The organism is Streptococcus sanguinis (assembly GCF_020729725.1).
In the GTDB taxonomy this organism is placed as follows: domain Bacteria; phylum Bacillota; class Bacilli; order Lactobacillales; family Streptococcaceae; genus Streptococcus; species Streptococcus sanguinis_V.
In genome coordinates this window covers 520,169-533,221 of record NZ_JAJEPA010000005.1, presented here as the reverse complement: position 1 = coordinate 533,221, position 13,053 = coordinate 520,169, and the positions used below count along the sequence as shown (strand labels likewise).

At 37.4% G+C, this 13,053-nt stretch carries 14 protein-coding genes; 10 read left to right on the top strand and 4 right to left on the bottom strand.

Going from position 1 to position 13,053, the window contains the following annotated elements; all coding sequences use genetic code 11:
- Positions 1-45: 45 nt before the first annotated feature.
- From K4I03_RS02575 to K4I03_RS02565, 3 genes are all read right to left on the bottom strand, one after another.
- Positions 46-174, bottom strand: a complete 129-nt coding sequence (locus tag K4I03_RS02575; protein ID WP_227963625.1) for a ComC/BlpC family leader-containing pheromone/bacteriocin — start codon at positions 172-174, stop codon at positions 46-48.
- Positions 175-298: 124 nt separating this feature from the next.
- Positions 299-1,660, bottom strand: coding sequence for a bacteriocin secretion accessory protein (locus tag K4I03_RS02570; RefSeq protein ID WP_227963624.1), 1,362 nt, complete (start codon positions 1,658-1,660; stop codon positions 299-301).
- A 14-nt stretch (positions 1,661-1,674) separates the two neighbouring features.
- Positions 1,675-3,828 (bottom strand): peptide cleavage/export ABC transporter, encoded by a 2,154-nt coding sequence (locus K4I03_RS02565; protein ID WP_227963623.1) that lies wholly within the window; start codon positions 3,826-3,828, stop codon positions 1,675-1,677.
- A gap of 247 nt (positions 3,829-4,075) precedes the next feature.
- Between K4I03_RS02565 and K4I03_RS02560 the strand changes: the two genes are divergently transcribed.
- The 7 genes from K4I03_RS02560 to K4I03_RS02530 all read left to right on the top strand — a co-directional run bounded on the left by K4I03_RS02560 (position 4,076) and on the right by K4I03_RS02530 (position 9,933).
- On the top strand, positions 4,076-4,276 hold the full coding sequence (locus K4I03_RS02560; protein ID WP_125337005.1) for a bacteriocin class II family protein: 201 nt from the start codon (positions 4,076-4,078) through the stop codon (positions 4,274-4,276).
- Between the two features lie 233 nt (positions 4,277-4,509).
- Positions 4,510-5,370: an ABC transporter ATP-binding protein gene (locus K4I03_RS02555; RefSeq protein ID WP_227963622.1), complete on the top strand. Its 861-nt coding sequence runs from the start codon at positions 4,510-4,512 to the stop codon at positions 5,368-5,370.
- Entirely contained in the window at positions 5,370-6,530 is a 1,161-nt protein-coding gene (locus K4I03_RS02550; RefSeq protein WP_227963621.1) for an ABC transporter permease subunit, read from the top strand. The genes K4I03_RS02555 and K4I03_RS02550 overlap by 1 nt, the downstream gene beginning before the upstream one ends.
- Before the next feature lie 169 nt (positions 6,531-6,699).
- Positions 6,700-7,701 (top strand): LPXTG cell wall anchor domain-containing protein, encoded by a 1,002-nt coding sequence (locus K4I03_RS02545; RefSeq protein ID WP_227963620.1) that lies wholly within the window; start codon positions 6,700-6,702, stop codon positions 7,699-7,701.
- Positions 7,702-8,031: 330 nt separating this feature from the next.
- Complete coding sequence (locus K4I03_RS02540) at positions 8,032-8,208, top strand: bacteriocin (protein ID WP_227963619.1); 177 nt, start codon at positions 8,032-8,034, stop codon at positions 8,206-8,208.
- Positions 8,209-8,467: 259 nt separating this feature from the next.
- The gene (locus K4I03_RS02535) at positions 8,468-8,662 is read left to right on the top strand and encodes a hypothetical protein (protein WP_227963618.1); all 195 of its coding nucleotides are present in this window, start codon (positions 8,468-8,470) and stop codon (positions 8,660-8,662) included.
- A gap of 872 nt (positions 8,663-9,534) precedes the next feature.
- Positions 9,535-9,933 carry a hypothetical protein gene (locus K4I03_RS02530; RefSeq protein ID WP_227963617.1) on the top strand — a complete coding sequence of 133 codons (399 nt, stop codon included), beginning with the start codon at positions 9,535-9,537 and terminating at the stop codon, positions 9,931-9,933.
- A 92-nt stretch (positions 9,934-10,025) separates the two neighbouring features.
- Here the strand turns inward: K4I03_RS02530 and K4I03_RS02525 are convergent, their stop codons facing one another.
- On the bottom strand, positions 10,026-10,196 hold the full coding sequence (locus K4I03_RS02525) for a DUF3042 family protein (RefSeq protein WP_002895160.1): 171 nt from the start codon (positions 10,194-10,196) through the stop codon (positions 10,026-10,028).
- Between the two features lie 82 nt (positions 10,197-10,278).
- Between K4I03_RS02525 and miaA the strand changes: the two genes are divergently transcribed.
- The 3 genes from miaA to K4I03_RS02510 are packed head-to-tail and all read left to right on the top strand — an operon-like array spanning position 10,279 to position 13,049.
- Positions 10,279-11,163 (top strand): tRNA (adenosine(37)-N6)-dimethylallyltransferase MiaA, encoded by an 885-nt coding sequence (gene miaA, locus K4I03_RS02520; protein ID WP_227963616.1) that lies wholly within the window; start codon positions 10,279-10,281, stop codon positions 11,161-11,163.
- Between the two features lie 31 nt (positions 11,164-11,194).
- Positions 11,195-12,433, top strand: coding sequence for a GTPase HflX (gene hflX / locus K4I03_RS02515; RefSeq protein WP_227963615.1), 1,239 nt, complete (start codon positions 11,195-11,197; stop codon positions 12,431-12,433).
- Entirely contained in the window at positions 12,426-13,049 is a 624-nt protein-coding gene (locus tag K4I03_RS02510; protein WP_227963614.1) for a cystathionine beta-lyase, read from the top strand. Before hflX ends, K4I03_RS02510 begins: the two co-directional genes overlap by 8 nt.
- Positions 13,050-13,053 lie beyond the last annotated feature (4 nt).

Sequence of the window (13,053 nt, the reverse complement as noted above, 5' to 3'; positions counted from 1 at the left end):
TGGCTTTTTATTATTTATAATTAGATTAGAGGGCTGGATTTTTTATTATCTACCAAAAACAGCTTCAAACCAGTTGGAAATCCCTCTTAACCAATTCTGTCCCCCTCCTGAAATATTTTCTAATTCTTCAGGCGATAGTGCGTTGAATTGCTTAAATAATTTCTTTTTGTTCATAATATGAACCTCCTTGTTTTTAATGATATTAGAATAACAAAAATATTAATGTTTTTGCAGAGAAAATCCTAATTAGTTTTTATTTATTCCTGAATGGTAGGTTATTTATTATACCAATTTAATTTTATTCGTTATGATTAAGAATTTTGTCTTTATAGTAGTTAAAATAACTTTTTTTTGCGATGACGCTGGTTACGCGTCCCTGAAGTCCATATCGGACTAGTCTGCTATTTTCCTTGGAGAGCTTAGCTTTGGCTATTACTTTGAATACACTACCTTCCTTGGTCTCGGTGGCAGTTTGGTCAATGCTATTGATTTTCCCAGTGATAACTAGTGGTTGGTTTCCTATTTTTTCCAGACTGAGGCGGACAGTTTGTCCTTTTTTCAGATTAGGTAAGTAGGCTGAAGTTACATAGTAGCTGATAAAGACTTCTTGATTTTCCTTGATTTGTGGATAGAGTTGGGCTATTTCAGTTCCTTTAGGTAATAAGTTCTTCCCTTTATAAGATTCATTTAGATGAATAACACCATTTTCAGGAGATATTAGTTGATTATTTTGAAGTTGGTCATCTGTTTGGTTAAGCTGATTCTCTAAATCGGTAATTTGTGACTGAATAGTTACTAGTTGTTGATCTGCATTTTGAATAAACTGAGTTCGTAAAACTTCTATCTTGGTTGTTGCACTACCATCATATACGCTTGGACTGCCTGTACCTGCCTTTTGTATCTCTAGATTTGAAATAGAGGATTCTAGACTTGATATATTTGAGCCTATTTGTGTTAGATATTGGCTGGTGATGCTGGTATCTTGGTTTACTTTATACTGATTAAGATAAGAATTAAACATATCTTGATAAGAGTTTCCTTCAGGTAAGCTGGACGAGTTGTTGGAAATAGCGTTGTAAAGGTCATTATAATCTTTTATTTGGGCTTGTAGTTTAGATATTTGATTATCAATGGCAGCGACAGCATTGCTAGCGATAGCGGTTTGATTGCTTACCTCTGTATTTGCTTTAGAGATTCCAAGATTGATATCATTGACTTGGTTGACAAAGTTGTTATAGATATTACCATAACCAAACTCATCATTATCGCCAAAGAGATTATTTCCTTGCTTCAGGCTAGTTTTTAGAGTTTCCAAGCCTTCTTTCTGGTGTTTATAGCGTTCGAGCTGTGTTTCAATAGCTTGTTTTTGAGAAGCCTCTAAGGTTTCAGTGTAGCTAATCAGAAGTTCTCCCTTTTTGACAGTTTGGTTTTCGGTGAGATTGTTGACTTTAACAGTGTGATCACTGGTTGATTGGATGGAAGCGACAATATTGGTAGGGGTAATCTGACCAACAGAAGTTACAGTCACCTCTTTTGTAGCAAATAAAGAAAATAGAACTAGGAATATGACTAATAAGGTTAACGGAATTGTCAGAACCGTTGCAAAATTATGGTACCGTCTCTTGTAAAACTCAGTACTTTTAAAGAGATTAGGATTCATAGTATACCTCCTTTTTATTTATTAAATAAATGTTGATAGAATCCGCCCTGTTCCATTAAGTCTTTATGAGGGCCGATTTCAATGATTTTGCCGCGGTCAAGGACAATCACTTGATCAGTCCGCTCAGAAATACTAAGCCGGTGAGCTACAAAGATGATAGTTTTTTCTTTCATGGCCATCAGATTATCAATAACTTTCTTCTCAGTTAGGACATCAAGTCCACTGGTTGCTTCATCAAGGATAAGAACAGGTGATTTAGTTAAAAGTGCGCGTGCCAGAGCAATTCGTTGTTTTTGACCTCCAGATAATCCAGCTCCATCTGATAGCTCTGTCTGATAGCCCATAGGCATTTGCTCTATATCGGAGCGAATTTCTGCAATCTCACAAGCCTGAATAATGTCAGACTGATTGATAGTTTCATTGGCTCCGAGGGTTAGATTTTCCAGAATAGAACCACTAAAAATATAGGGTTGTTGAGGAAGGTAATTGATATACTGACGCAGGATTTTTTTATCAATAGTCTTAAGGTTATGGCCGTTGATACGAACTTCACCTTGATAGGGTTCGTAAAAGTTGACGATTAGTTTAGCGAGAGTTGTCTTGCCTGAACCGCTAATACCGACTAAGCTAACCTTGCTCCTTTCTTTGATAGTTAGCTGGATATCAGATAAAGTATCTCGTCCAAAACCATACTTGTAGGATACATTATCAAAACTAAGGTCACCTGCTAAAGCACTTGTTTTTGTAATGGGCTGTTTTTTTGCAAATTCAGATTCTACTAGATATACTTCGTTTAGTCGATTATTAGCAACTCTAGCTGATTGGAGTTTAGTTTGAAGGTTGATAATATTTTCTAACGGATTTGTAAAATAGGAAAGCAAGGTATTGAAAGTAATTAGCTGACCGATAGAAATATGATTGTTCATAACGAGCTGAGCTCCTAACCAAAGAATTGATACATTTAAAATCAGATGTGCTCCTTGTTTTAAAGAACTTTGTATAATCGAAAACTTATTGAGCCGAAAGGACTTATCAAGATAATCTACAAATTCTCCATCAATTTTTTGGTAACGGACCTCTTCGCTAGTTAAAGATTTAATCGTTTCAATACCATTAATATCTTCAATAATAGCAGAGCTGACCATGGAGTTCGCTTGCATCACTTCATTATTCATTTTTTCGAAGAATTTCATAAAACTAAAAATAATGATGATATAAATAGGAATTGCCAGCAAGGTCATTAGAAATAAATTAGCATTTTGTAGGAATAAAGTGCAACCGACAATGATTAAGATAGATAAATCTAAAAAGAGAGATAATATAGTGGATGCTAGAGCGTCAATGATAGAGTTAGCATCCGTAAATCGGGAAATAACCTCGCCAGTCCGCCTAGTTGCAAAGAAGGACATAGGGAGCTCGAAAATATGGCGGATATAGGATAAAATTACATCAATACTCAATCGTTGGCTAAGGATAGTCAATAGGTAGTCTCTAGAAAAAGACATGAATTGCTGTAAGACATAGGTGATAATTAGGCCTATAGAAATAATGCCTAGAGTTGTTTTCATCTGATTGGGAATGTACTCATCTAGAATTCCCTGAAGGTAGTAAGAACCCACTATATTCATCAATGTTACAAGAAGGCTGGATAAAATAATATAGAATATCAAAAACTTCTGTCTTAGAATGAGCGGTATAAAACTCATTAATCCAATTTTTTTGTCTCGGTGAATCTGGTAACTGGGTTCAGGAGCTAGAAAGATTGACACTCCAGTCCACTCAGATGCAAAACGTTTTAGGCCCATCCTCGTTATTTTGACCGTTGGATCTGGATCTCCGATGATAAGGTGCTTCTTTTCTTTTTTGTAGACGACATAGTAGTGTTGAAGTTTACCATTTTTATTGACATGAGCAATAAATGGATAGGGCATATCAGATAGTTCAAAGAGCGACATATCCGCTTTAATCGCTCGTGTCTCGAACCCCATCTCCTTTGCGGCCTTGACAATTCCCAGAGCTGTAGTGCCTTCCTTGTCAGTTTTGGCAAGCTCTCGCAGATGTGCTAAGGAGTAGTTGGAACCATAATATTTTGCAATAGAAGCTAAGGCAGCAATGCCGCAGTCTCTAGCATCTATCTGAGGGACAAAACTTTTACGATATTTGAACATAAAATAATCTTCCTTTCTCCTACTATATATGCATTCATATTATCGCACGATTTAGAGTAAAACGGTCTCAAAAATCTCAAATGGTTGTTATGTTATCCTAAATGGTAAAATTTTAAAAAAATTTTATCAATTACCGTTTAGGAGTAAATAATAGCTATTCATGATTTTGACCTTACAATTTTTAGGAAAAATGTTATACTTTAGGTGTGGTCGCGATGCACAAGAAAAATAATAGGAGGTATCTATTATGGATACAAAAGTAATGTCACAGTTTGATGTGCTGGATGAAAATACGCTTGCTACTGTCGAAGGTGGTTGGGGCTATGTATGGCAATGTTCAAATAAATATAAAAGCGCGTGGCATGCTCAACGTCGGACAGCTCAAGAAAATGCTAATGCATATATGAGAATCCATCGTGGAGTAGTTTGTGCAGTATTTAATGCCTAACATATCAATTACATAAGTTCGAAGAAGAGATCTGGGTAGCTTACATATAAATTTCCAAAAGATACTCTCATCTATGAAGTCTTATATAGTAATTGTAGGCGTTTATTCCAGCATTATCTTTTATATCATAACATGATTAGTTGGCTGATTAGTTTGTTAGTCTTATATATAGTTGGGGGAAGAAAATGACGATTTTCTGTCCCCTGTGTTGTTTTTTGGAATGGAGGGCCTTTATGAAATTAGAAATGATAGGCATTAGCAAGAGTTACGGTTCTAAGACTGTGCTCAGTAATATTTCCTGTAAATTTACAGAAGGAGTTTATGGCTTGCTTGGAGCAAATGGTACAGGTAAGACAACCTTAATGAATATTATTTGTGATCTTATTAAGCCAAGCCAAGGAAGAATTAGATTTGATAGTTCCTCGCCTGCAGAGGATCATATCCAATATATTGGGTTCTTACCTCAAAATTTTTCTTACTACCCTAATTTTTCAGGGATAGATTTTCTCTTATATATGGCTACTCTTAAGGGAATGACTAAAAAACAAGCCAGAGCAGAGAGTGATAAAGTTCTAAAACTTACTGGTTTATCTGATGTCCGGGAAAAGAAAATTGCTTCCTATTCGGGTGGAATGAAGCAAAGATTAGGAATTGCGCAAGCTCTTCTAAATGATCCCCAGATTTTGATTTTAGATGAACCAACTGTGGGACTAGATCCCAAAGAAAGGGTGAAATTCAGAAATATTATCAGTGAGCTATCGGCCGAAAAAATTATCCTTTTATCAACCCATATCGTATCCGATATAGAAGCGATTGCCAAGGAAATCTTAATCCTAAAAGATGGAAATTTTATTGAGAGAGGTAGTGCAAAGGAGCTTCTTTCGCTTATTGAAGGACAAGTTTGGGAGTTTCAAGTTTCAGAGAGTGATTGGCAATATTTTGCAAGGGATTATGTGATTGTTAATGAGCGGATAGAGCCTGACGGTATAATCTTGAGGGTTATTAGTATGTCAAGACCGGTCGAAAGGGCAAACCAGGTAGTGCCTAGTTTGGAAGACCTTTATATTTATCACTTTAGAGAGGAGACTGTTTGATGAAAGCGTTAGTTACTTTTGAGTTAAAAAAACTAATAAAAAAGAAGTCTGTTTTAGGTGCAGTTTTGGCTAGTATTCTAGTTTTATCTGGATTATTTTATCCTACTTTTTTTTACGATGGTCAGCTAAGCGGTATTTCCACTGATCGTATTCATGGTATAGAGTCGGTTCGCATACAAGAAAAGATAGCAGAAGAACACACTGGTTATTTATCTGATAATTTGATAGGTAAAATTGTCAATGATTATGCAGAAAGGATGCCTTATCTCAAAAGTACTGATATATATGATATATTTTCATGGGATAGTATTGATCGACTTGTATCAAATGGGAAAGAAATCTTACTTCAAACTTATCAGTCAGATGAGGTATTACATTATGAAAATGCCAAACTCAAATCACAAGATGAGTTAGATTCGGCGCTGCCATTGAATAGTTTAAAATTAGGTAATTATGCTTCATGGAATCAATTATATACAATGTTAAGTAATGCTTTTTCATTGATACTTGTTTTATTTATGTATATCTGTTCCTCAGTATTTTCGGGAGATACTGCAAAAAAGATGAATTCTCTGCTCCTAACAACAAAATATGGTAGAAGCAAATTGACAGTTTCAAAAATCTTCGCTGTTTTTGGGATAGGTATACTTATATTTTTAATAGTTCATACAATTATTTTGTCTGTCTTTACTTGGTATTTTGGATGGAGTGGAGCAGATACCAGCGTTCAAATGAACTTGTATTGGATTAATATAGCTCATAACATTTTGCAATTTCCTGTAAGGATGAACTTATTAGAATTGTTAATTCGCCTTATCTTATTCCAGTTTGTAGGTATGCTCTTTATCATGGGAACGACGATTCTCATATCCAGTTTGACAAAGTCACCCTTGGCTACGTTCGCAACTTCTGTAGGATTCTTCTTGGCTCCAGATTTTTTGATGAATATTTTTAGAGATGGTGTGATAAATAAAATACTGACTATTTTTTCTGTTTCAACTGGTGAAACAGAAGGACTTTTGTTAAAGCTCTCTAGTAGCAAAGGTTTCTTCTTTAACGATTTTACTGCAAATGGTATTACCATTATTATTATACGCTTGATCCTCATGTTACTATGCTGTCTGATTTCTTATCGGATAATCCGCAAAAGAGGAGTCTAGTTGGTTTTGAAATAGTCTAAAACTCTGTTACTGCTTCATAAAGATTCAGAAACAGGCTGATTTTTTAAAACAACCATTAAAGAGTAAATAAAGTCCATTTAGGATTTTCTTGTTTTATTGCTATCAGAATAAGTTAAACTAAATTTATAAAAAAAAGAAGGAGCTTATTATGAAAAATAAAATGTTTATTTCGATACTACTCTGTCCGCTTTTGCTTGGCCTAGGTGCTGTATCGGTTTCAGCTGATACGGGTAGTATAGATGTGCAAGGTGGTCAGGAAGAAGCAGAAGTCAGCAGAAGTACCGATATAGCTTTTTCTACTGTATCAGATGCTGTGCCTGAATCTAATGGGAGGGCAGAAGCAAGCCAGCCTACAGAGCAGAATTCGGATCGCTCCGAACATACTGAGGCTACTCAGGCAGAAGTGACTCAAGCCAGTTATTTAGAAAATGTAGCTGATTTTCAAAAAGTTTCGATTAATCAAGTGTACCAATCTTTTACAGAAGATGGTCAGGAGCATACAATCTATGTTGGTCGGTCAACTTGCTATTACTGTCGGCAGTTTTCTCCCGTGCTGAAAGAGTTTAATCGATTAATTGATAATCATCTTGAATATTATGATATTGATGGAAAAGACCTTGATGACAAGGCAAAGACATTTTTATTTGAAACTATAGGAATTCCAGGAACTCCTACAGTCCTGTATCTAAAAAATGGGAAACTTATTTCTGGTTGGGCCGGAGGAGGAGCAACAGCTCAACAATTATATGAACACTTGTACACCAGTACAACAGATAAACAAGAGAAAACAAAGGAACAATCGAACGTAACAAGTGGTGAAAATAATCCTACTGTTGTTTATCAAGAGACTACGTCAACTTCCCATGAAAGTCAAATAAGATTTTCTATGTCAGATCTGCAGGACAAGAGAGAAGTTAAGAGTGGCCAATATCCTATTTTAATTGATAATGATTTTAAAAATCAAAAGAGGGAGGATGTGGCTAAACAATCAATGCCAAGGACATTGCCGCAGACAGGTGAAAAGACAACTGAATTCTTCGCACTTCTAGGCTTTATTTCACTAGCAGCAACTCTTATGGCTTTTCTCAAAAAGATAAACAGACTTAATTTAGTTCCACTAATTAATTTAAAAAGCAGAAAAGGAGCATAAGTCATGTTTTACAAAGTGATGAGCAAAAATGATTTGGCTTAAATAAATGGTGCTTGCTTTTTCATTTAAGATTTGGAATATATTTACCTATCTCCTAAACAAATAGAATCCTAAAAGAAATGAATCCGTTTGCTACAAGAATTCCTCAAAGATCGATTTATAAATGATATAAAATAATTACATTCTCTATTTAATAGAGAGTGTATTTTATTTAAATGACTATTTAGGACGAAATAAAAGCTATTTATTATTTTTGTATCTATCAATCTTTAAAAGTTCTATACTATTGGTGTGTTCGCGACACAAAAGAAAAAAATAGGAGGTATTCTTATGAATACAAAAGCGATGTCACAGTTTGATGTGTTGGAAGATAAGAAGTTGGCTACTGTTGAAGGGGGTGTTACAGGAGTGCTTGAGGCTATAGGGATTGGAATAGGAATCGGATGGGGAATCTATTCATTTGGTGAAGCCGCAGGTCGAGCATATTATTATGCAACACATCCCTAGTTACTATAGAGTGTATGTTGGAAAGAAATGAGTTGAATAGCATGAGACAAAAATTATTTCTAAAAACTGTTCTATTTATGTCTTCCGTGATAACAACGGGGGTCCTTCTTTTGTTGTATTGCTATTACTTTTTTGCTTATCCAATTTTTAATCATACTACCATAGGCTTGATAGTTCCATTTTTAATTATATTAATCATATTTATTAATTCATATCTTAAAAATAATGATTAAACGTTTCTAATAAATTGGAGGACGACATGAAAAAAAATACATATTCTAATAAAATTATTATTTTAAGCGAAGAAGATTTATCTCAATTTGGGGGAGGAGGTATTAATCCAGTTCAAGCAGGGCTTGCTTTAATGTGTCTTTCAGGGCCAGTGAATTGTTTAGCAAGCGGTTTGTTTGCATGGGGATTCTATAACGGCTATAATGGAGCAGCGCGTCCTTGATGTTATAACAGGGAATATTAGTAAAAAAATGTATTAAATTATTTAACAGTTTTTAAATCATAGCTGTTATTTACTTTATATCTGTCATTTTATATAATATTTTGGTCTATTTTAGATTGAAATTTCAAACTTATAACTAAAAATAGCAATTACCTCTTGCTTATTACTTTGATGGCCGAATAAAGTCATTAGAACAATACACAATTGCATACAGCATTTGATTTTATCAGATGCTGTATTTTATTAAAATAACCATTTACGACAAAATAAAGACTGTTTATGATTTTTATGTTTAAATTCTTTAAATGTGCTATACTGTAGGTATGATATCAAAATCAAAGAAAAAGTAACTGGTATTTATTATGGATATAAATGTAAGGTCGCAGTTTGATATGATGGATGATAGAATCTAAACTACTGTTACTAATTGAGCATAGTATTCCCTATATAGAACTCAGTGAGTGATAATAAAAGAGCTATGAGACTTAATGAACCCTAGCTACGGTTATTAGTAACATTCTAACTTTACATTATTCTCTAGAAAAAATAAATTTGATTATCTTATGACAATTATACAAGGAAAAAAGAGGTCACTAATATGGAAAAAAATTTGTTTTTTAAAATTTCTATGCTTATATCTTTTGTGCTAACGGTAGGAGGTCTATTATTAACACTCTATAATTCTTTCTTTTTTAATTATCCGTTTTTAAACCAAACTACGGTAGGTTTAATTGTCTCGTTTTTAATTGTTTCGCTTATATTTTTTAGTTCTCATCATAGAAATAGGAATTGATTTTTTGAATTGCTTGAGAATAAAAAGAAAAAACTGCTAAAGAAATTCTTTGAATTTATCTTTTAAAGGAGTTGATTTTATGACTAATACTAGGCGAGCAGTGGTAGCGCTGAGCTTGGGTGTTTTGTTATTGATAGTGGTGGGAATTCTACTGCAGGTTCATTTTTGGAGAATGATCATTTTGCTAGGTCTATTCTTTTTTGCGGAAGCATTTATCATCTGGTACTCGGGAAGCAAGTCTAAGTCGCAGATCAATGGCAGGCAAAGCCTTGACCTCTTCTGGCTTTATATCAAACGCTTGAAAATCTTTTATGTCATAATTGTGTGTCTCGCAATTCCTTTCGTTTCTCTGTCTTCCAATCCTGCTTTCGATTTGTTTTTTGTTCTTGAGCTGTTAGTATTCTTACTCTTAAGCAATTATATCTTAAGCTCTCATGGTATTCAACCGCCCAAGAAAGAGAGGGCTCTTAGAGTCTAATTGCTTTGTTTGCAGCAGTCGATTTGATTGTTGTTCTTTTAAAAAAGAAAAAAGCCTGGATTTTTCCAGGCTTTTTAGTGAAATGTGCAGGCTTAGTGTGCTACACGTTTGCGAGCTGCTTTTTTACGGTTTTCTTCGATGAAAGCCGCTTTTTGTTCTTCAGGTTCGATGACTTTTTTCTTGACTGCATATACTGCGCCTGCCACGGCAGCAACAGTAGCTGCAACTCCTGTAAGAACGCCTTTTCCAAATCCTTTAGCCATGTGATTTCTCCTTTTCTGAACTTTTATTATTTATGTTATAATTAATAGTAACGAAAAATCAAAATTTTTTCAAGGAAAAACGATGAAAACCAAGATAATTGTGATAGTGGGGCCTACGGCAGTTGGAAAAACAGCTCTGAGTATTGAGGTAGCCAAGCGCTTCAATGGCCAGATCATCAGTGGTGACAGCCAGCAGGTCTATCGTGGCTTGGATATTGGCACGGCTAAGATTCGTCCTGAAGAGCAAGAGGGCATTCCCCATCATCTGCTGGATGTGCGGAAGGTTGGAGAAAGCTACTCAGCCTATGATTTTGTGACTGAGGCAGCTCAGGCCATTCGTGAGATTGCGGCTCAAGGTCAGCTGCCCATCATTTGCGGCGGCACAGGGCTCTATATCCAGAGCTTGCTTGAGGGCTACCATCTGGGCGGATCCGTTCCTCACGAGGAGATCCTGGCCTATCGGGCGCAGCTGGACAGTTGGTCAGATGAGGATTTGTTTGAAAAAATAGCAGAGCTGGGTATCGAGATTCCCCAGCTGAATCGACGCAGGGCTATGAGGGCGCTAGAGATTGCTCAGTTAGGCGGACAACTAGAAAATAATCAACCAGACTATGAAGCCCTGCTGATTTGTCTAGATGATGAAAGACAAACACTTTATGAGCGAATCAATCAGCGAGTAGATCTGATGCTAGAAGCCGGACTCTTAGAAGAAGCCCGTTGGCTGTTTGAGAAAGCTCCGACCAGTCAAGCCAGCAAGGGTATCGGCTACAAGGAACTTTTCCCCTACTTCGAAGGTGAGATGAGCCTAGAAGAGGCCGTGGACAAGCTCAAGCAGAATACCCGTCGTTTTGCCAAGCGCCAGCTAACTTGGTTTCGCAATCGGATGTCCGTGACCTTCTATCAGGTGGGAAAACCAGACTATAAAAATCAGGTCATGGAAGACATCAAGAATTTTCTGGACAAGTAGCTGGCTGACCAAGTCTTAGTAAGGATATGAGATGATAGAAACAGAGAAAAAAACAGAGCGTGTCTTTTTGGTCGGTGTGGAACTAGCAGACACGGAGAATTTTGACCTATCCATGGAGGAACTGCAAAGTTTAGCTAAGACGGCAGGGGCTGAAGTAGTCGGCTCCTATAGCCAGAAGCGGGAAAAGTATGACAGCAAGACCTTTGTTGGCTCTGGTAAGTTAGAAGAAATCCGGCAGATGGTTGATGCTGAGGAGATTTCGACCGTCATTGTCAATAACCGTCTGACACCTCGCCAAAATGTCAATCTGGAGGAAAGCTTGGGGGTTAAGGTCATTGACCGTATGCAGCTGATTTTGGATATTTTTGCCATGAGGGCTAGGAGTCATGAGGGCAAGCTGCAGGTGCATCTAGCCCAGCTCAAGTATCTACTGCCTCGCTTGGTTGGCCAGGGGATTATGCTCAGCCGTCAGGCTGGTGGAATTGGCTCCCGCGGGCCTGGTGAAAGTCAGCTGGAGCTCAATCGACGTAGCGTCCGCAATCAGATTCATGATATTGAGCGCCAGCTCAAAGCAGTGGAGAAAAATCGGGCTACCGTTCGTGAAAAACGGCTGGAATCCAGCATTTTCAAAATCGGCCTCATTGGCTATACCAATGCTGGAAAGTCTACAATCATGAACTGCTTGACCAGTAAGAGCCAGTATGAGGCCGACGAACTTTTTGCGACGCTAGACGCCACGACTAAGAACATCAACCTCAGTGGTCAGCTCAATGTCACTCTGACGGACACAGTTGGTTTCATTCAGGATTTGCCTACAGAGCTGGTATCTAGCTTTAAATCCACACTGGAAGAGAGTAAAAATGTCGATTTGCTTGTCCATGTTATTGACGCCAGCGACCCTCATCATGAGGAGCACGAAAAGACTGTCCTGGATATCATGAAGGAGCTGGATATGCTGGATATTCCCCGGCTGACTCTCTATAACAAAGCGGACAAGGCTGAGGATTTCACTCCGACCCTGACTCCTTATTCTTTGATTTCGGCTAAGGCGGACAATAGCAGAGCTCTTTTGCAGCAAGTCCTGCTGGAGCGGATGAAAGAGCTCTTTTTACCTTTTACCATCAAGGTAACGCCGGCTAAAGCATACAAGATTCATGATTTAGAAAAAGTCGCGATTATGGGGAATCGAGAATACATAGACGATGTCGAAACCATTTCAGGTTGGATTGCCGAGAAAAACAAATGGAAACTGGAAGAATTTTATGACTGATTATATTGACCTGGCCCTGAAATACGGCGGTTTTACTAGTCTAGACAGGGTCTACTTAGAGCAAGTATTGGCTGGACTGACAGAGGAGCAGAAGCGTAGTTTCATCACACCGCCGCCCAGCGTTATCAATGCTTACTTTGCTGAGCTTTATCAAAAGAAAAGTCCGGAATCAGCGACAGCCTATTTTCTAGAGATTACCCAAGCGCTCGACTTGTGGAATGCGGAGCCTAGCTTTATAGAAAGCAAGCCTTTTGTCCGACTCAATCTTTCTGGCAAGTCCTATGGATTTTGCTATGAGAGCGAGAAAGTCGGCTTGGTCTTCCCTGAAAAGCCAGAGCCGGTAACAGCTGACTTGCTCTTTGAAATCGCTCAAGTCTTTCCACAGTACTTGGTCTACGAAGAAGCTGGGAGAATAAAAATGGCACCTCTCAAAGCTGAGTCTCAAGTCGTGGACAGTCAGGCTCTGACTACTTTGACTGATTGGCAGCAGCTAGCGGATGGCAGCCAGAGAGTTCTGGGCTACAATCAAGATGAAGTCAGTCAGCTGGCTCAGTCCTATGCTGGCAGGAAATACTATCACTCGCAGAATCGCTCTGCCATGATTTATATCATTTAGAAAG